The organism is Pannonibacter anstelovis (assembly GCF_036881715.1).
Lineage (GTDB): Bacteria > Pseudomonadota > Alphaproteobacteria > Rhizobiales > Stappiaceae > Pannonibacter > Pannonibacter anstelovis.
The window spans coordinates 34211-53664 of record NZ_JBAKBF010000004.1 but is presented as its reverse complement, the minus strand read 5'-3'; the positions used below and the strand labels follow the sequence as shown (position 1 = coordinate 53664).

Below are 19454 nucleotides of genomic sequence, written 5' to 3'. Positions count from 1 at the left end.
CGCAATTCTCCGCTGGCAACCGGGTCAAAAAATTTTGATGTTTCCCCGTATGGTGTTCACGCTAGATAGTGTCGTGATGGCAGGGCGATACCGGTTTCGGGCTTGGCGGCTGAACGGAAAATTTTGAACTGGAGTTTCATGTGTCGCTCTGGAGACAATCGCTTTTAAGTCTTGTCATCATCGCCGCTGGCTTTGGCCTTTGGGCGAGGTTTTATCCAGGTGCGGGCGAGATTCTGGCGCCTGCCGGGCTGGGCTGGCTCGCCGCCGCCTCGACTGCACCTGGTGCAGGCGATGGTCAGAGCCGTGGTCAAGGCAATGGCGGAGGACGTGGCCCTCAGGGGGTGGTTGTCGTCTCTCCCGTGATCGAGCAGACGATCAATGACCGTCTTTCAGCCATCGGTTCGGGCCGCGCTGCGCGGTCGGTCGAGGTGCGTCCCTTCGAGTCTGGCAGGATGACCGCAATCCTGGTCAATTCCGGCGCTTCGGTGAAGCGCGGCGAAATCATCGCCAAGCTCGATTCCGAAGCTGAGGAGATAGCGGCTGAGCGCGCCGGTATCGCCCTGAAGGATGCCGAGGCACGTCTCAAGCGGACCCGCCAGCTGCGTCAGTCCAACGCCGCCAGCGATGTGCAGGTGACCGATGCAGAGCTTGCTGCGGACAACGCCCGTCTTGCCCTGCGTGAGGCGCGCCTTGCCCTGTCGCGCCGCTCGGTTGAAAGCCCGATTGACGGCATCGTTGGAATTCTGCCGATTACAGCCGGAAACTATGTCACGTCATCCTCTGTGATTGCGACGGTCGAGGATCGCTCTGAAATCCTTGTCGACTTCTGGATCCCCGAGCGCTTTGCCGGTATTTCCGTCGGCGCGCCGCTTACGGCAGAGTCGGTCGCCCGCCCCGGTGAGGTTTACAGCGGTGAAGTCAGTGCCGTGGACAACCGGGTCGAGACTGAAAGCCGTACGCTTCAGGTGCAAGCGAGCATCCGCAACGCCGGAGACCGGCTGCGTCCCGGCATGTCCTTCCAGGTTGAGATGCAGTTCCCCGGCGACAAATATGCTGCGGTGAACCCGCTGGCGGTACAGTGGGGGCCGGACGGTGCTTTCGTCTGGGCAGTTCGTGACGGCAAGGCGAAGCGTGAGCTCGTCCGGATCATTCAGCGGAACACCACCAGCGTGCTCGTAGAGGCCAATCTGAAGCCGGGTGATGAGGTCATCTCCGAGGGGCTGCATCTGGCCCGTGAGGGGGCGCAGTTGAACATTGCCGGACGTCAGGCGCCCAAACCGGCTGCGGACGCAGCTTCCAAGCCCGCAGCTGCTCCCAGCGGTTCCTGAGAGCCCGGGCGGCTGGTGCGTCCAGCTGCCTGCGAATGCCCGCAGTGCCTTCCTGACTCCGTCCGTGGTGCAGGTGGTTCTGTTCGCCGAGGACAATCATTCCCGGACTGACCGCAGCCTTGTGAAGGCGCGCAGCCGGTGAAACGGAACGAGGCCAAGATGAGCTCCAGCCATATCCCTGACCGCAGCTTTACTGCCCTTTTCGTCCGGCGCCCCGTGCTGGCCTTTGTGATGAACATGCTGATCGTCGTCGCGGGCCTTGCCGCCTTCTTCGGTGTGGAAATCCGCGAGCTGCCGGATGTGGACCAGCCTGTCATTTCCATCCGCACCAGTTACGATTCAGCCTCTGCCGAAACCATCGACCGTGAAGTTACGGGTGTGATCGAGGGGGCGGTGTCGCGTGTTTCCGGCGTCAAGTCGATCTCTTCGTCCTCGTCCTATGGCGAGAGCCGGGTCACGGTGGAATTCTATGATGACGTGAGCCTGGATGCAGCCGCCGCCGACATGCGCGACGCGTTGGGGCGGATCACCAACGACCTGCCAGAGGACGCCGATGCGGCACGCATCATCAAGGCCGATTCAAACGCCCAGCCGGTGGTACGCCTGGCGCTGACTTCAGACATCATGTCCGTCGAGGACATGACTGTGCTGGTGGAAGATGAAATTTCGGACGTGCTGTCGGCTGTTCCCGGCGTCGCAGATGTGCAGGTTTACGGTGACCGGCAGAAGATCTTCCGGATCGACATTGATCAGGCGAAGATGGCAAGCCTCAATCTGACCGTCGGCGATGTGGCGTCTGCGCTTTCGACCATGGCCTTTGACACACCGGCCGGTTCGCTGACCAGCCAGACGCAGGACCTGATCGTGCGGGCGAGTGCAGCCATCGACACGCCCGAGGCCTTCGAAAGCATAATTCTCAACCGCCGTGCCCGTCTCGGAGACTTTGCCACGGTTACGCTGGGTCCGGATATCGGCCAGTCGCAGTTGCGTGCCAATGGCAAGACCGGTATCGGCCTCGGTGTCATCCGTGCGGCGCAGTCCAACACGCTGGAAATTTCCGAAGGTGTGAAGGCCGCCGCGGAGCGCATTCAGCAGACCCTGCCGGAAGGCACGACGATCGAAGTCACCAGCGATGATGCCACGTTCATCACCGGCTCGATCCATGAGGTGGAGATTGCGCTGGTGATTTCCGTCAGCGTGGTGCTGCTGATCATCTTCCTTTTCCTGCGGGACTGGCGTGCAACCCTCATCCCTGGCGTGACAATGCCGGTGGCCTTGATCGGCACGCTGGCCGCGATCTATCTGGCAGGCTTCTCCATAAATATCCTCACTCTTCTCGCGCTGGTTCTGGCGACGGGCCTTGTGGTGGATGATGCTATCGTCGTGCTGGAAAATATCGTGCGACGCCGCAATCAGGGCATGGGGCCGCGGGCGGCGGCCGTTCTGGGCACGGACGAAGTGTTCTTTGCGGTGATCGCGACCACGGCAACGCTGGCGGCCGTGTTTGTGCCGCTGTCCTTCCTGCCCGGACAGACCGGCGGCCTGTTCCAGGAATTCGGCTTCGTGCTGGCGATTGCGGTGCTGCTGTCGTCCGTCGTGGCCCTGTCCCTGTGTCCGATGCTGGCCTCCCGCCTGCTCAAAGGCAAAGCCGCCAATATTGGGGCAGACGAAACTGTCATCCTCGAAACAGAGGCACAGGGAGATGCCGGGGCACCACAGGCAGCCGTTCCGGACGGCAAGACAGACAGCGGTCTGGCCCGTCTCTACCGGCGGACCTTGCGAGCCTGCCTCGATGCGCCGATGGTAGTGCTTACCGTGTCGCTGCTCTTTGCCATGTCTGCTGCCGTGCTGTTTGGCACCATCAAGTCCGAGCTGACGCCATCCGAAGACCGGTCGATCGCCTTCATGCGGATCTCGGCCCCGCAGGGCGTGAGCCTTGACTATCTCGCGGCGCAGATGACACGCGTCGAAGAGCTGATCCAGCCACTGCGGGACAGCGGTGAAATTACCAGCACCTTTTCTATCGCGGGTCAGGGAGGACGGTCCAACAACGGCTTCATGGTGATGCGCCTGGCGCCTTGGGACGCACGTTCGCGCTCGCAGCAGGAGATCGTCGCCGATGTATCCCGGCGGGTGCGGGATGTGCCGGGCGTTCGGGCCTTTGTGTTTCAGCCCAACAGCCTGGGCATTCGCGGGGCAGGCTCAGGCCTTCAGTTTGCGGTGGCCGGCAGCAATTATGCGGCACTCGGGGAAAGTGCCGCCAAGATCGTCGCGGAGCTGGAAAAGGACCCGCGCTTTACCCAGCCGCGCCTGTCCACCGAGGCGACCCAGCCGCAGCTTTCCGTCTCCATCGACCGTGAGCGGGCGTCTGATCTCGGGATCGACATCAACGGCCTTGGCAATGCCATGCAGGCGATGCTGGACGGGCGCCGCGTCGGGCAGGTCTTCATCGAAGACCGCAGCTTTGATGTGAAGTTCGTCTCCACGACCAATCCCATCAACGATCCGACGGATCTTGAAAATGTGTTCCTGCGCACCGGTGATGGACGCTTCGTTCCTGTGTCGACCATTGCCACGCTGACGGAAAAGGCTGTTCCCCCTCAGCTTGACCGGGAACAGCAGCTTCGCTCCGTCGCCATCACCTCCAGTCTGGCGCCGGACTTTGCCCTAGGGGATGCCTATCAGGTGGCTCAGCAGATTGCGCAGCCGCTCCTGCCGCCGGGCGCCCGCATTGTGCCTCTTGCGGAGGCCGCGACCCTGGGCGAGCAGTCGGCCAGCATGGCCCGCACCTTCGGCTTTGCCCTGCTGATCATCCTCCTTGTGCTGGCGGCGCAGTTTGAAAGCTTCGTGAGTGCCCTGATCATCATGTTCACCGTGCCGCTTGGCCTTGCCTGCGCGGTCTATGCCATGGCTTTCAGCGGTACGTCGCTCAATGTCTACAGCCAGATCGGCCTTGTGCTCCTGGTGGGCATCATGGCCAAGAACGGTATTCTGGTGGTGGAGTTTGCCAACCAGCTGCGGGACAAAGGGTTGGGTGTTCGTGAGGCGGTGGAAAATGCGGCCAACATCCGGCTTCGTCCGGTCATGATGACGATGATCTGTACCATCGTCGGCGGCATTCCGCTGATCCTGGCATCCGGGGCCGGAGCCGAGGCCCGCATTGCGCTGGGCTGGATCATCGTCGGCGGCCTTGGCCTTGCAACCTTCTCTACTCTCTATCTCACACCGGTTGCCTACCTTCTGCTTGGCCGATTCATCAAGCCGCAGGCGGAAGAGGAGAGCCGTCTGGCACGGGAAATGAGTGATGCGCGTGAAGGTGCCGCACGGATGACACCGGGGGAGTAAGTCTCCTGCAGAAAACAAAGCCCCCGCCGGTGACTGCACTGGCGGGGGCTTTTGCTTGAGATCCCGCCAGTTCCTCAGCCTTTTTCTTCTCCCACCGGCAGGCGGATGCTGCGCAAGGAAAGGGCTGCAACGAGGCCGAGCGCGGCGATGAGGGCGGCTGTCAGGAACAGCGGGTGGAAGGCTGACTGGTAGATGCCACCAAGCAGATGCCTTGCGGTTTCCGGAAGGGCTGCCGTCTGCGCGGGGGACAGCTTTTCCAGATGCTCCACACCCGGAACCTCGCCCATGTGGCGGCCAAGGCCGGAGGAGAGGATTGCGCCATAGATCGAGATGCCAATGGAAGCACCGCCGATGCGGGTGAGGGTGACGCTGCCGGTGGCAGCCCCCACGTCCCGCCTGTCAGCGGCATTCTGCACACCCAGCACAGGCACCTGCTGGCCAATACCGACGCCAATGCCCTGCGCCAGCATGATCAGCCCCAGAAGCATGGTGGGGGTGTTGGTGCCGGTGAAACTGAAGGCCAGGAGCATGGTGACCCCTGTGAGTGTCGAGAGCACGGAGAAGATCTTGTAGTTTCCGGATACGGACATCAGCCGGCCGGCTGAAAGCGAGCCGATGGCGATGCCGGCGGTCAGCGGAATGAAGAACACGCCTGCTGCCGAGGGACTGAGGCCGAGGCCCGACTGCAGATAGAGCGCATAATAGGTGACCAGGCCGATGCCGATGGCGCCGCTTGCCGCCGAGATGGTCAAGAGCAGGCAGATCTGGCGGTTGCGGAAGAGCGAGAGCGGCAGCACCGGTTCCGGCGCGCGCCTTTCCACCTGGATCAGGGCAACAAGGGCCAGCAGGCCTGTGCCGAGGACCGCAAGAGCGGTGGGCGACAGAAGCCCGCCGAACAGTTCCGAGCCATCAGCCCACAACACGATGCTCCCCGTCACCATCGCTGCAAGGATGGCGCCCGGATAGTCGATCCTTGGCTTCCGGTTGGGCCGCGTGTAGGGCAGCATGACCGCAAGGGCGGTGAGAACGATGATGCCGACCGGCAGGTTGATGAAGAAGATCGACCGCCAGCCGAACAGGTCACTCATGGTGCCGCCCAGCACCGGGCCAATGGCTCCGGAGAGCATCAGCACGAGGCTGGAATAGCTCTGGTAGCGGGCCCGCTCGCGCGGCGCGAAGAGGTCGGCGTTGATCGAGAAGATCGTCACCATGATGCCGCCGCCGCCAAGGGCCTGCAGCACGCGGGCTGCGATCAGGGTGTTCATCGATACGGCAAGGGCACAGGTGAGCGAGCCAATGATGAAGATGCTGATCGCGGCCAGCATCACATATTTGCGCCCGAACAGATCGCCAAGCTTGCCATAGACCGGCATCACGGCGCTGGAGGCGAGAAGATAAGCCGACGCCACCCAGCCGAAGCGTTCGATCTGGCCAAATTCGCCGACAATGGTTGGCAGGGCCGTTGCGACGATCTGGTTGTCCAGCGTCGCCATGAACACCCCCATCAGCAGGAACAGGAAAATGATGATCCTGCGCGGGTGGGGTGGTCTTTCAGGCGGGGTGGTGTGGGGAAGGGCGGTTGAAGCGGCAGCACCGGCTTCAAGCTCCGCCGGTTCCGTAAGATGCTTGTTCATGGCAAAAAGGCCGTCCAGAAACTCCGTCCTCCACGGAAAGGCCGTGACCCCTCGGACGGATGATTGAAAAATATGTGCTTTTGGCATATATGTGTCAATGTCAAATAAGTGACAAGGGCATGCTATTGTGAATAGGATGCGCGGGCCTGTTCAGGCAGCGCCATGAAGCACGGGCGTAAGGATGGCCATGGGGCAGGAAACGGAGGATCAGGTGCCAGATCAGAACCGGGAACGGCAGGAGGAGGATTTTTCGCTGATTTCCTCAAGTCTCGGCCGCATGCGCATGATGATCGGCCGCCGCATCATTGGCCGCATCGCCCTGCAGCAGACCGAGCCGGGGCTGGAGCTGACCCATCTGGATGTCATCGACGCCGTGCGCCGACGCGCGCCGGACGGCGAGGTGACGGTTGGGGCGATTGCGGAGTTCATCCGCGTTGACCCATCCCGCAGCAGCCGGCTGGTGGCGGATCTGGTTCAGCGTGGCCTGTTGCGCCGGACCGTGTCGCAGGAAGATGCGCGCCGCAGTGTCGTGGAGCTGACGGAGCGTGCCCACGAGTATTTCCGCGTTGCCGATCGGGTGAAGCAGGGCTTCATCCGAGACATTACCGCAGAGTGGAGCGCGGAGGATCTCGACCGCTTCGCCATTCTGCTCGACCGTTTCGTCACGGGACTGGAAGAGCGCTCGCGCCTGCCGGGGGATGCTGGCTGAGCCGGTTCGAGGGCTGCATCCTCTGACCGGCCCCAGAGCATGTCCGGGGCGGCGCAGAGGGATGTCTTATTCCGCGATGACAATCTCGAGCGGACGCGGGTGGGACAGGAAGTCGAGATGGCTCATCGAATAGCCATAGGCGCCTGCGAGCCCGACGACGAAGAGGTCGCCGATATCAGCGGCTTCCAGATGTACCGGAGTTGCCGTCAGCTTGTCGGCTGAGTTGCACAGAGCGCCGCCGATGAAGGCGGTTTCATTGCGCACCGACTGCTGGCCGTCAAAAATGGCCGGGGCATTCATGCGCACCACGTCCACCGGATGATTGATCTTCAGCGCGATGGGGCGGCGGAAATGGTGTGACCCGCCCTGACAGACGATCTGCTTCATGCCGACGCTGGTCTTGATGTCGACGATCTCGGTGCAGTACCAGCCGCTGTCGGCGGTCAGATAACGTCCCAGTTCCAGCACGAAGTGGCGTCCGGCAAAGCCATGCTCGGCAATCAGCGCCGTCAGGCGCGCGGCATAGGCTTCCGGCTGGAAGCCGCGGCCTGTCTCCAGATAGTCAATGCCGAAGCCGCCGCCGAAGTCGATGGTGCTGCACTGGAGGCCGGGCACACGGGCTTCCGTTTCCTTGGCCAGTTCGAACACGCGGCGGCAGTTTTCCAGAAGATCATCCAGCTGCAGCACGCCCGAGGCGGAATAGACATGCAGGCCCCGGAAGGCGAGATGGGGCAGGGCGGCGATCTGCGGAAGCTGACCGAAATACAGCTCCTGATCGATGCCGAACTTGGAGCTGTCACCGGAGAAGCTGGCCTGTGCATCATGCACATGGAAGTTGGGGTTGACGCGGACAAGGATCTCCTGCATCACACCATGCCGGGCGCAGATCTGCTCCAGCCGGTGCGCCTCGGTCAGCGATTCCACATGCACCAGCTTGATGCCGGTGGAAACTGCCCATTCCAGCTCTTCCGGCGACTTGCCGGGGCCGGTGAAGACGATCTGCTTCGGCGCAAAGCCTGCCTCCAGCGCCTTGCGGCCCTCGCCGATGCTGGCGATCTCGACGCCTGCCACGTCAGCCGCTAGTGCCGCCTTGAGGAATGAGGCATTCGGATTGGCCTTCATCGCGTAGAAGATGCCGACTTCCTGCGGCAGTGCAGCCTTGAGAGCGGCAATCTTGGCCTTCATGACCGTGAGGTCATAGACGAAGAAACTGCGTCCGTTGGTCTTGTCCGCACCAAGCTTTGCGATGGACTGGCGGACATGGGCAGGAAGAAACATGGATGAGGCCCCTCGGGGTTGCTTGCCGTCCTGTGGATGTTCCTCTGGCTGGTTCCGCGTCCTTTACCGCTGGCAAGGCCGCCCTGCACATGGTCCTGTGCGAGGCGGAGGGCCTTGAGGGGCGGCAGGCGCGGGGGAGGGGCTTGAGGGGCCACCGGCTGATTTTCAGCCTGTGATAGACCGCCTTGCCCTTCCGATGCCAGCCATTTTTACGGGAATGTGCAGAAGCATTTTATTCGCAAGAGTGGTGTCTGATCCGCGTGGCCAGTCAGGTGCCAACCCCTCTCCCCCTCGGGGAGGGAGAGGGGCGCTGCGGTCATATGGAAGCGCTTTGCCTCTATGCCGCCTCTCCGGCATCCAGATCCGCGAAGGTCTTGCCCTCGGCGGCGAGGCGGACGAGCAGTGGGGCGGGGCGCCAGAAGTAGGCGTCGTCTGCCGAGAGCCGGTTGATGTCGTCCAGCACCGAGGCAATGCCCACCGTGTCGGCGTAATGCAGCGGGCCGCCGCGCCAGCGGGGGAAGCCGTAGCCGGTGAGCAGCACCGTGTCGATGTCCGACGCCCGGCGGGCGATGCCCTCTTCCAGCACGCGGGCGGCCTCGTTGATCATCGCGGCCATGTAGCGCCGCTGTATCTCCTCTGCCGTGAAGCTGCGCGGGGTGATGCCGGCCTCCTTGCGGGCCTCCTCCAGCAGAGCGAGGATTTCCGGGTCCGGGCGTCCCTTGGGGCTCTGGTCATCATAGATGTAGAAGCCGCGCCCAGTCTTCTGGCCGAGCCAGCCCCGGTGATAGAGCCCGTCGGCAAAGGTCACCACCCGCTCTTCCGGCGGGCGCGTGGGCGCGCGGCGCTGGCGCGAGGCATAGCCGATGTCGATGCCGGCCAGATCCGAAACCTGGAACGGCCCCATGGCAAAGCCGAAGTCTGTCAGCGCGGCGTCGATCTCGTAAGGGCTGGCCCCGTCCATCATCGTGTAGTCGGAGGCAAGGCGGTATTGCATCATCAGCCGGTTGCCGATGAAGCCGTCGCAGATGCCGGAATAGACGCCGGTCTTGCCGAGCTTGCGGGCCAGATCAAAGGCACGGGCGACATGGGCGGGCGCCGTCTTTTCCGCCACGACGATCTCCAGCAGCCGCATCACATGGGCGGGGGAGAAGAAGTGAAGGCCGATCACGTCTTCCGGGCGTGAGGTGACGGCGGCGATGGCGTTCACATCCAGATAGGAGGTGTTGGTGGCCAGCGTTGCGCCCGGCTTGGCGATGGCGTCCAGCGTGCGGAACACGTCCGTCTTCACCTCAAGGCTTTCAAACACCGCCTCGATGATGATGTCGGCCTCCGTCAGAGCCTCATAGGTGGTGGCGGTCTTCAGCTTCAGGCTCAGGATTTCATCGCGCTGTTCCGCGCTCAACTTGCCGCGAGCGACGGCGCCATCGAGATTGCGGGCAATTGTAGCGCGCGCCTTTTCGGCAAAGGCCTCCTCGCGCTCGATCAGGGTAACGGGCAGACCTGCAAGCAGCGCTGCGGTGGCAATGCCCGCGCCCATGGTGCCGCCTCCGATGACGCCTGTGGAGGCATAGGGCGGAGGCGTCAGTCCGGCGATCTCCTTCACCTGTGCAGCCTTGCGCTCGGCAAAGAAGGCGTGGATGAGGGCAGCGCGCTGGGGTGTCTGCATCAGGTCGAGGAAGCGCTTGCGCTCGGCGGCCAGTCCCTCCGTCCGGTCCATGCGGGTGGCATCTTCCACCGCGTCGATGGCGGCCAGATGCGAGACCTCACCGCGATTCCGGGCACGCACCTTCTTGCGGGTGGCCTCAAAGATAGCGGCGTCCGCAACGGGGCGGGGGCGCAGGCCCGACGCCTCGGGGCGGCTGACGGAGCCTTCTGCCACGGCGCGGACCTTGTCCTTTGCCGCTGACAGCAGGTCTGCGGCAGGCACTACGGCATCCACAATGCCAAGGGACAGCGCTTCGGCAGCACTCACCTGGCGGGCGGTGGTGATGATGTCGAGGGCTGCCTCCACGCCCGCAAGGCGCGGCAGGCGCTGGGTGCCGCCTGCGCCGGGCATCAGGCCCAGCGTTACTTCCGGCAGGCTGACCCTGGCCGTCTCAGAAGCAATGCGCAGATGGGCGCCGAGGCCCACTTCGCAACCTCCGCCGATGGCCGCGCCATTGAGGGCGGCTGCAATGGGCTTGGCGCTGTCTTCAATGGCGTTGATCACATCCGGCAGATAAGGGGGCTGCGGCGTCTTGCCGAACTCGGTGATGTCGGCACCGCCAACGAAAATGCGGCCCGCGCCGGTGATGACGCCGGCAATTGCGCTGTCATCCGCCGCCAGCCGTGCCACCGCCTCCTGCAGTCCGGCCCGCACGGCCTGCGACAGCGCGTTGACCGGCGGGTTGGCGATGGTGATCACGGCAATGCCGTCCTGAACTTCATATGAAACGGGAGTGGTCATTGCGCCCCTCTGTTATCTCTCCGCATGCTGGCGCAACTTGCATGACCGGCGCCCCGACTTCAACCGGCCAGAGGGGGGAGGGTGCGGGCAAAGCCCTGCGCTGACGTCTGACTTGTGAAGCTGAGCTACACAAGTCTTGAATTTTTCAAGACAGCTTAATGTGCCGCCCGGTGCTAGGCCTATTGCAAGGGCTGACAAGTGCCACTGGGAGGAAACACATGAATGCCGGTTACCGCCATCGGGCGGGTGCGAATGTTTCGCTTGAATTGCGTGCCTGGAACATCCGCCGGAAGGCGCTGATGATGGGCGAAGTGCAGGGGCAGGGCTATATCGGCCAGGCCCTTGGTATCGCCGATGTGCTGGCCGCGAGCTATTTCCACGCGTTGAACTACAAGCCGGAAGAGCCGGAGTGGGAGGGGCGTGACCGTTTTCTGCTCTCCATCGGGCACTATGCCATCGCCCTTTATGCGGTGCTGATGGAAGCGGGTATCCTGCCGGAAGACGAGCTGGAAACCTATGGCATGGATGACAGCCGCATGCCCATGTCCGGCATGGCCTCCTACACGCCGGGCATGGAAATCACCGGCGGCTCGCTGGGGCAGGGCCTCGGCATTGCCGTCGGCATGGCGCTCGGCCTGAAACGCAAGAAGAACCCTGCCTTCGTCTACAACATGATGTCGGATGGAGAGCTGGGCGAAGGATCGACCTGGGAGGCAGCCATGTCCGGCAGCCACCACAAGCTCGACAATCTCATCTGCCTCATCGACTTCAACAACCAGCAGGCGGACGGCAAGTCGACGGAGATGCTGTGCTCCGAGCCGCTGGATGCCAAGTGGGAAGCCTTCGGCTGGCATTGCCAGCGGGTGAATGGCAACGATCTGGAGGCCGTTGTTGCAGCCTTCGATGCCGCCCGGGCGCTGAAGGAGCCACGGCCCCGCGTCATCATCTTCGACACCACCATGTGCAAGGGCGTGCCCTTCCTGGAGAGCCGCGAAATCACCCACTTCGTGCGTGTGGAAGCTGATGAATGGTCCAAGGCACTGGCCGTTCTGGAAGAAGGAAAGCCCCAATGACCCTCGCCTCGATGGCCCGCAAACATGAGCCGCGCAAGGTGCAGCTGGCACCGGACGGCTCGCGAATGGCAACCAGCGCAATGATCGCCTCGCTCGCCGCTGAAGGCTATGACACGGTAATGGCTCCCTTCGGCCACGCGCTTCTGGATCTGGCAAGGCAGAACGAGCGCGTCGTCGGCCTCTCGGCGGATCTGGCGAAGTACACGGACATGCACGTGTTCTCGCAGGCGATGCCCGAGCGGTTCTATCAGATGGGCATGGCCGAGCAGCTTCTGATGTCGGCTGCCGCAGGTCTGGCGCGGGAGGATTTCATCCCCTTTGCCACCACATATGCGGTCTTTGCCTCGCGCCGGGCCTATGACTTCATCGCCATGGCGATTGCCGAGGAAAACCTGCCGGTCAAGATCGTCTGCGCCCTGCCGGGCCTGACCACCGGCTATGGCCCCAGCCATCAGGCGACCGAGGATCTGGCGATTTTCCGCGGCCTGCCGAACATGACGCTGATCGACCCTTGTGATGCTGATGACATTGCCGGAATGGTGCCGCAGATCGCCGCTCACAACGGCCCTGTCTATTCGCGCCTGCTGCGCGGCAAAGTGCCCAGCGTGCTGACCCGCCACAAGCCGGACTACAAGTTCGAGCTGGGCAAGGCCCAGACAATCCGCGAGGGCAAGGATGTGCTGGTGATCTCCACCGGTTTCATGACCATGCGGGCGCTGGACGCTGCCGTTGCCCTTGAAAAGGACAACGTGGATGTGGCGGTGCTGCATGTTCCGACCATCAAACCGCTGGATACGGCCAAGATCCTCGAAGAGGCACGCAAGGGCGGACGGCTCGTGGTGACGGCAGAAAACCACACGGTTGTCGGTGGTCTGGGAGAGGCCGTGGCCGGCCTGCTGCTGACCAATGGCGTCACTCCGTCCTTCCGCATGGTGGGCTTGCCGGACGAGTTCCTGGAGGCCGGTGCCCTGCCAACGCTGCACGAGATGTACGGCCTGTCCGTGGACAAGCTGACCGCCCGGATCAGGTCCTGGCTCTGAACCAACAGGAATAGCCGAACAGGAGGAGGAATTTCATGGGTCTGTTGAAGGGCCGGTTTGCCGTCATCACCGGGGCCGCCTCGCCGCGCGGTCTGGGCAAGGCAACGGCACAGCTTTTTGCCGAGCATGGCGCGACCGTTGCCATTCTGGATCTCGATGCGGCGGCTGCGGAAGCTGCTGCTGCGGATCTGGGGGGCGGGCATGTGGGCCTTGCCTGCAACGTCACCGACAAGGCAGCTTGCGAAGCCGCCGTGCGCGAACTGGAAAGCCGCTGGGGCCGTGTGGACATTCTCGTCAACAATGCGGGCATCACCCAGCCGCTGAAGATCATGGAGATTGGGCCGGAGAACTATGATGCAGTTCTGGATGTGAACCTGCGCGGCACGCTCTACATGAGCCAGGCCGTCATCCCAGGCATGCGGGCCCGCAAGAGCGGCAGCATCGTTAACTTAAGTTCGGTTTCGGCGCAGCGTGGCGGTGGCATCTTCGGCGGACCGCATTACTCTGCTGCCAAAGCAGGGATTCTTGGCCTGACCAAAGCCATGGCCCGCGAACTCGCCCCCGACACGATCCGTGTCAACGCAATCTGCCCCGGTTTCATCGCAACGGACATCACGGCCGGAAAGCTGACACCGGACATGAAGGAGATGATTGTTGCCGGCATCCCCATGGGCCGGGCCGGAACGGCCTCCGATGTGGCGGGATGCGCGCTGTTTCTGGCCTCTGACCTTGCAGCCTATTGTACGGGTACGGAGGTGGATGTGAACGGGGGCTCGCTGATCCACTGAGCACCTGGCGCGGCGGTGGATGAAGCCGGGAGGAGAACCGCTTCGTCTGCAAGAGGCCGCAAACTGAAATTCAAACGGGAGGAAATCCGATGAAGGGAATGATCTATGCAGCGCTGGCCGCTGCTACCATGCTCAGCAGTGCGGCGCAGGCCGATGAGGTGATCTTTGCCCACGGCGCCAATCCCGGCAACCCGCGTTATGTGGCTGCCGAGAAGTGGAGCGAGCTTTTTGCCGCCTGCAGCAACGGCGCCCATACGGTCAATCTCGCGCCTTCCGCCACCATGGGCGATGATGTGGAGCTGCTGACCTCTGCCGTTGGCGGCGTCATTCAGGTGACAGCCAACAGTCAGGGTGCCATGTCGCAGATGGTTCCGGAAATTGGCCTTCTCGGTCTGCCGTTCCTCTTCAACGATCTTCCCGCTGCCTGGGCGGTGCTGGATGGAGAAGTCGGAGACATGCTCGACAAGCGGGCGCAGGATTCCGGGCTCAAGATCCTCGGCTTCTGGGACAATGGCATCCGCAATGTCACCCATCTGACGAAGAGTGTTGCCAACCCGGCGGATATCAAGGGCATGAAGATCCGCACTCCGCCGGACCAGATGACCGTGGACATCTTCCAGGCACTGGGCGCCTCACCGGCGCCGCTGGCCTTCTCCGAACTGCCAAGCGCCCTTCAGGCGGGTGTTTTCGACGGGCAGGAAAACCCGCTGACGAACATCTATTCGGCCAAGCTGCACGAGATCACGCCCTATGTGACGCTGACCGGGCACAAGTACGAATCCACCCCCGTTGTGGCCGGGCTTGCCTGGTGGGAGAGCATCGACGACGCCACGAAGAAATGCGCTCTTGATGCAACGGCAGAGGCGGGCAAGCTGCAGCGCAGCCTGTCGCAGGAAGGGGACCAGACGCTGAGGCCGAAGATGGAGGCTGAAGGCGCGAAGTTCTTCGAGGCGGACAAGAAGGCCTATCAGGCGGCAACCGCCTCCGTGTACGACAAGTATGCGACCCAGTATCCGGATCTCGTGGCCGCTCTCAAGAAAGCGGCAGGTCTGTGATGAATACGGGCTCATCCGGAGGTGAGCGGATGAGCGGGGAGGGGCGGCAGCGCCCCTTCCTGTTCCTGTCGCGCAAGCTGGTGACGGTGCTCGACTGGAGCGGCTGCCTGATTGCCGTTGCGTGTCTTGCCATGCTGTTCGCGGCGCTGCTGGTGAACGTGATCCTGCGCTATTTCTTCGGGTCCGGCATCGCCTGGGCCTATGAGATTCATGCGCTGCTGCTGCCATGGATGGTGGCTGGCGGCATGGTGATCGCCTCGGCGCGGGGCAGCAACATTGCGATAACGCTGCTGCCGGAAATGCTGAGCGCAAGCCAGCGGCGGACGCTTCGGTTCATCATCAACGCGGTGATTGCGGTGATCGCGGTCAGCGTCCTGTGGTCCGGTCAGCCGATCCTGAGGGCGTCAAAATTCCAGTCCCTGTCCACGCTGGGGATCAAGCAGATCTGGGGCTATTCAAGCATGGTCTATGCCTTCGGCGGCATGGCGGTCATTGCCGTAATTGAAGCGACAACGGCTCTCTTCACCACAGACGCTGCGCAGGAGGATGCGGGCCGGGCCAGTTTCTCCTGACCGGTTCCAGCGTTCCGAAACTCTGATCCTGAAAGGAAACGGCCATGACTGCGCCGCTCTTGTGGATTTTCATTATCCTGATGGCCATTGCCGTGCCTGTCGCTCATGCCATGCTGGGCGGAGTCGCTGCTGCGCTCTGGCTGGAAGGCAAGCCGATGGCGGTCATCATGCAGCGGCTCTACACGCCGATGCAAAGCTTCCCGATGCTGGCCATCCCGTTTTTCATCCTGGCTGGAAGCCTGATGATGTCCGGCCGTTTCGGGGTCTATCTCGTCAACATTGCCCGCCTGCTGGTGGGGCACATGAAGGGTGGCCTCGGGCAGGTGTCGATCATCGGCTCCGTCATTTTCGGCGGCGTGTCCGGCTCGGCCGTGGCTGATGCGACCGCGCTGGGCAATGCACTGATCCCCGTACAGAAGAAGCAGGGCTATCCGGCAGGCTTTGCGGCGGCGATCAACTCGGCTTCATCAACTGTCTCGGTGCTTATTCCTCCTTCAATCCCGTTGATCCTCTATGGCCTTGTGGCCAATGTTTCGATCATTGATCTCTTCGTTGCAGGCATTCTGCCGGGCGTGATGCTGGCATCTGGCATGTTTGCCGCCGTCTGGTTTGTGGCACGCCGCAAGAACCTTCCGCGCTCGCCGCTGGAGGGGGGATTTGCCGCCTTCCGGAAAGATCTCGCGGCTGCCATCCCGGCCATGCTGATGCCCGTCTTCGTCATCGGCATGCTGCGTTTCGGCATTGCCACGCCGACGGAGGTGAGTGTGCTGGCGGTGGCCTATGCCTTTGTCATCAGCGGGCTCATCTACCGGGATCTTTCGGTGGCCATCGTCTGGCGCGCCTGTATCGAGACGGCGGTCATGACCGGTGCAGTCATGTTCATCATCATGGCCTCATCCACCATCCAGTGGCTGCTGACGGCCGAACGCGTGCCGCAGGATCTTGCCCTGTGGGTGACGGCTACCTTTTCCGAGCCCTGGATGGTGATCCTTGCGCTCAATATCGTGATGCTGATCGTAGGGGCGCTGATTGACCTGCCTGCCGCCGTGCTGCTGTTGGGGCCCTTGTTCGTCACGATTGGTCAGGCCATTGGCCTTGATCTGGTGCAGCTCGGGCTGATCATGGTGGTGAACCTGTCCATCGGCCTCTACACCCCGCCCGTGGGCACGACACTTTTCATATCGGCGGCTATTGCGAGGACCGGGATTGGAGATGTGATCAGGGCGCTGCTGCCGTTCTACCTCGTCGCAATCGCCGTGCTTCTGATGATCTCTTACCTGCCGTTCCTGACCATCTACTGATGGCAGCCGGCTCAGGGAACCGTATCCGGGCCGGGGCCGATCAGCTCCGGCCCAAGTCCTTCACGGAAGTGGCATCCAAGGCCGGTGAGCAGGGCGCGGGCCCGGACTTCATGCTCCTGCGCGGCCTCCTCAAGCCAGCTGGAAAACCGCGATACAATGCGCCGGTTGAAGTGTTTCGGCGGGCAGACGAGCCAGTAGGCGGCAAAGTCGATGACGGGGAAAGCCGGGCAGAAGGGGACAAGTTCTCCGCGTTCCAGTTCCGGCAGGCACAGCGTCAGACTGTCCAGCGCCAGCCCGCCGCCCTGCCGCGCCAGTTCGATCGACATGGATGAGCGGTCAAAGCGGAACTGGTAGCTGAGGCCTGGCAGATTGATGCGGTTCGCCGCCAGCCACAGGTCCCAGCGGTACAGCATCTTGACGCTATCGATGAGCCTGGCATGGGCCAGCTGCTCAACCGGGTCCGGCGAGATGGCTTGAAGCGTGCGCAGGTAATCCGGGCTGCAGAAGGGCAGCACCAGATCATTCATCACCGGATTGACGGTGAGGCCCGTCCAGCCGCCCAGGCCATAGCGCAGGTCAAGATCCACCGCTTCGGTCTCGAAAACGGTGAAGTCCGGCGTCGCATCAATGCGGATGTTCCATTCCGGGCTGGTGCTGGCAAAGGCGGCAATGCGCGGGCCCAGCCAGCGCACGCCAAAACTGGGGCTGACCCGGATCGTCAGATTGCGCAGGTCCCGCTGCCGGACAATGGCCGAGCGTGCGTTGCGGATGGCGGCGAAGGCCTGGGTCGTTGTCTGAAACAGGCGGTCGCCATCCAGCGTCAGCACCAGACGCCGCTTTTCCCGGCGGAACAGGCGCACGCCGAACTGGCTCTCGAGCAGGCGGATCTGCTGGCTGACGGCAGACGGGGAGACGCCCAGCTCTTCAGCCGCCCGCGTGACGCTGCCAAGCCGTGCCACGGCCTCGAAGTACTCGGTCGACTTGAGATTGATGTCCCGCATGGGCGGCAGACTAGATCAGTCTGCTCCGGCTGTAAAAGGCAATTACCTCAGACAGATGTGCCTTCTGCTCAGCGGGCTTTGCGGTCCGCTGGCTTGCGCTCCAGTCTCTCGTAAGCACCAAGGATGAAGCGCTCTGCCTGTTGCAGATAGGCCTCCAGCTTTGCGGAGGCTCCGTGCGCATCGCCAGCGGTCAGCATGTCGAGAATGATCTGGTTCTGGTCAACATAAGGTCCGTGCAGATATTCCGGATCATGCAGAAGGCCGAAAACGAGACGCAGCTCGGCGGAGACCTGCGCATAGAAAGCAGACAGGCGTGGACTGTCGGCGAGCTCCACAATGGCCGAATGGAAGGCGATGTCGGCGCTGCCGACGCTGAGCCATTCCCCGGCTTCACGGTGGGCGCGCGCGGCATCAATGGCGGCCTGCATTTTTGCTACAGCCGGGTGCCGCGGATGGGCGCTGGCAAGGGCAGGGCATTCGATCAGGCGGCGGATGCGGTAGATATCGACAATCGTCGACATGTCCGGGGTAACGACAAAAACACCCCGGTTCGCCTCGTGCCGCAGCAGGCCTTCCTTGGTGAGCAGGCGGAACACTTCGCGCAAGGTGTTGCGGGAAACCTGCATGGTTTCGCAGAGTTGCACTTCCGACAGGTGGCTGCCCGGCGTCAGCACGCCGTCGATGATCTTTTGCCGCATACGCCCGGCAACTGTGTCCGCCAGAGGTTGCGCCTGCTCGTCTGCCGGAGCCGCAGGGCCTGCCGGAGCGGTTTTCTTCATGTGCTCTCCCTGTGGAATGGCTGACCCGCCACCCTCTCGCACCCGTTTGCCCTGGCCCCCGCACCGGGGCCGGAGAATCGGATATCCGCGCAAGTTATGAGGCGCAGTGCACTGCTTCAAGCCGCATACACGGGCGCCTTTGCCATCCTGCTGCCTGCATGTGCAAACCTGCAGTATTTGCTAAAATTGTAGGCGTCAACATGCCGCATTGCAGTGCAATACAATAAAATTGTTCAACAATATGGACAAGCCTGTTTGCCTTTGCTACGCCTTGAAGCAAGGGAGGGCCGTGCTGTCCTCCTGTCAGGGTTGCGTGGCAAGGCAGGGCAGATGCGGGTGATCGACCTCAACAGCGATCTGGGCGAGAGCTTCGGTGCATGGACCATGGGCGACGACAGCGCAATGCTGAACATCGTCAGCAGCGCCAATGTGGCCTGCGGTTTCCATGCGGGCGATCCGGCCGGCATCCTGCGCACCCTGAAGGCTGCTGCCGCGCGCGGCGTCACGGTTGGTGCCCATGTGGGCTACCGCGATCTTGCCGGTTTCGGCCGCCGCAATATGGACCCGTCCAGCGAAGAGCTGACCGGTGACGTGATCTACCAGATCGGTGCCCTCAAGGGGCTGGCGGCGGCTGCGGGGACGCAGGTCGCCTACGTCAAGCCGCATGGCGCACTCTACAACACCATCGCCTTTGATGCCCGGCAGGCTGCTGATGTCATCCATGCCATCAAGGCGGTGGATCCATCGCTGGTGCTGGTGGCTCTGGCGGGGTCTCCGCTGATCGCGCAGGCCCGTGCGGCTGGCCTTGAGGTGGTTGGCGAGGCTTTTGCCGACAGGGCCTATACGCCGGATGGCAAGCTGGTGCCGCGCCGCGAGGCTGGCGCCGTGCTGCATGACACGGAACTCGTTGCCCGGCGGATGCTTCAGTTCGTCGCCGATGGGGCTGTGGAGGCCATCGACGGCAGCCTTGCACACATTGATGCCGGGTCCATCTGCGTGCATGGGGACAGCCCCGGCGCGGTCGCCATGGCCCGCCGTGTGCGTGAGGTGCTGGAGGCGGCCGGCCACCGCATTGCTCCCTTTGCAGCGGCGGGCAAGGCCTGAG

15 protein-coding genes are annotated in these 19454 nt (G+C 62.9%); 10 read left to right on the top strand and 5 right to left on the bottom strand.

Features of this window, described 5'->3' with window-relative positions; genetic code table 11:
* Nucleotides 1–140 precede the first annotated feature (140 nt).
* Nucleotides 141–1328 carry an efflux RND transporter periplasmic adaptor subunit gene (locus tag V6L75_RS07880; RefSeq protein ID WP_334250960.1) on the top strand — a complete coding sequence of 396 codons (1188 nt, stop codon included), beginning with the start codon at nt 141–143 and terminating at the stop codon, nt 1326–1328.
* A gap of 159 nt (nt 1329–1487) precedes the next feature.
* Complete coding sequence (locus V6L75_RS07875; RefSeq protein ID WP_334250959.1) at nt 1488–4673, top strand: efflux RND transporter permease subunit; 3186 nt, start codon at nt 1488–1490, stop codon at nt 4671–4673.
* Nucleotides 4674–4747: 74 nt separating this feature from the next.
* Here V6L75_RS07875 and V6L75_RS07870 read toward each other — a convergent pair whose 3' ends face one another.
* Complete coding sequence (locus V6L75_RS07870) at nt 4748–6307, bottom strand: MDR family MFS transporter (protein WP_334250958.1); 1560 nt, start codon at nt 6305–6307, stop codon at nt 4748–4750.
* A gap of 181 nt (nt 6308–6488) precedes the next feature.
* Between V6L75_RS07870 and V6L75_RS07865 the strand changes: the two genes are divergently transcribed.
* Entirely contained in the window at nt 6489–7016 is a 528-nt protein-coding gene (locus tag V6L75_RS07865; protein ID WP_425498717.1) for a MarR family winged helix-turn-helix transcriptional regulator, read from the top strand.
* A gap of 66 nt (nt 7017–7082) precedes the next feature.
* Here V6L75_RS07865 and V6L75_RS07860 read toward each other — a convergent pair whose 3' ends face one another.
* Together V6L75_RS07860 and V6L75_RS07855 are read right to left on the bottom strand one after the other, a co-directional pair.
* Nucleotides 7083–8294 (bottom strand): alanine racemase, encoded by a 1212-nt coding sequence (locus V6L75_RS07860; RefSeq protein WP_334250956.1) that lies wholly within the window; start codon nt 8292–8294, stop codon nt 7083–7085.
* A gap of 337 nt (nt 8295–8631) precedes the next feature.
* Nucleotides 8632–10740 (bottom strand): 3-hydroxyacyl-CoA dehydrogenase NAD-binding domain-containing protein, encoded by a 2109-nt coding sequence (locus tag V6L75_RS07855; protein ID WP_334250955.1) that lies wholly within the window; start codon nt 10738–10740, stop codon nt 8632–8634.
* 218 nt (nt 10741–10958) lie between these two features.
* Here V6L75_RS07855 and V6L75_RS07850 point away from each other — a divergent pair, with 218 nt between their 5' ends.
* The 6 genes from V6L75_RS07850 to V6L75_RS07825 all read left to right on the top strand — a co-directional run bounded on the left by V6L75_RS07850 (nt 10959) and on the right by V6L75_RS07825 (nt 16569).
* Nucleotides 10959–11813, top strand: coding sequence for a transketolase (locus V6L75_RS07850; RefSeq protein ID WP_019963867.1), 855 nt, complete (start codon nt 10959–10961; stop codon nt 11811–11813).
* Nucleotides 11810–12853: a transketolase family protein gene (locus V6L75_RS07845; RefSeq protein WP_019963868.1), complete on the top strand. Its 1044-nt coding sequence runs from the start codon at nt 11810–11812 to the stop codon at nt 12851–12853. Before V6L75_RS07850 ends, V6L75_RS07845 begins: the two co-directional genes overlap by 4 nt.
* Before the next feature lie 35 nt (nt 12854–12888).
* Nucleotides 12889–13641, top strand: coding sequence for an SDR family NAD(P)-dependent oxidoreductase (locus V6L75_RS07840; RefSeq protein WP_334250954.1), 753 nt, complete (start codon nt 12889–12891; stop codon nt 13639–13641).
* 89 nt (nt 13642–13730) lie between these two features.
* Nucleotides 13731–14696, top strand: a complete 966-nt coding sequence (locus V6L75_RS07835; RefSeq protein WP_334250953.1) for a TRAP transporter substrate-binding protein — start codon at nt 13731–13733, stop codon at nt 14694–14696.
* Nucleotides 14697–14725: 29 nt separating this feature from the next.
* Nucleotides 14726–15268, top strand: coding sequence for a TRAP transporter small permease (locus V6L75_RS07830; RefSeq protein WP_334250952.1), 543 nt, complete (start codon nt 14726–14728; stop codon nt 15266–15268).
* Between the two features lie 44 nt (nt 15269–15312).
* On the top strand, nt 15313–16569 hold the full coding sequence (locus tag V6L75_RS07825; RefSeq protein ID WP_334250951.1) for a TRAP transporter large permease: 1257 nt from the start codon (nt 15313–15315) through the stop codon (nt 16567–16569).
* A gap of 11 nt (nt 16570–16580) precedes the next feature.
* On the opposite strand, the gene V6L75_RS07820 is transcribed toward V6L75_RS07825, so the two are convergent.
* Together V6L75_RS07820 and V6L75_RS07815 are read right to left on the bottom strand one after the other, a co-directional pair.
* Entirely contained in the window at nt 16581–17570 is a 990-nt protein-coding gene (locus tag V6L75_RS07820; RefSeq protein ID WP_334250950.1) for a LysR family transcriptional regulator, read from the bottom strand.
* A 68-nt stretch (nt 17571–17638) separates the two neighbouring features.
* Entirely contained in the window at nt 17639–18349 is a 711-nt protein-coding gene (locus V6L75_RS07815) for a GntR family transcriptional regulator (RefSeq protein ID WP_334250949.1), read from the bottom strand.
* A gap of 330 nt (nt 18350–18679) precedes the next feature.
* Between V6L75_RS07815 and V6L75_RS07810 the strand changes: the two genes are divergently transcribed.
* A complete protein-coding gene (locus tag V6L75_RS07810) occupies nt 18680–19453 on the top strand; it encodes a LamB/YcsF family protein (RefSeq protein ID WP_334250948.1) in 774 nt (257 codons plus the stop codon).
* Nucleotide 19454 lies beyond the last annotated feature (1 nt).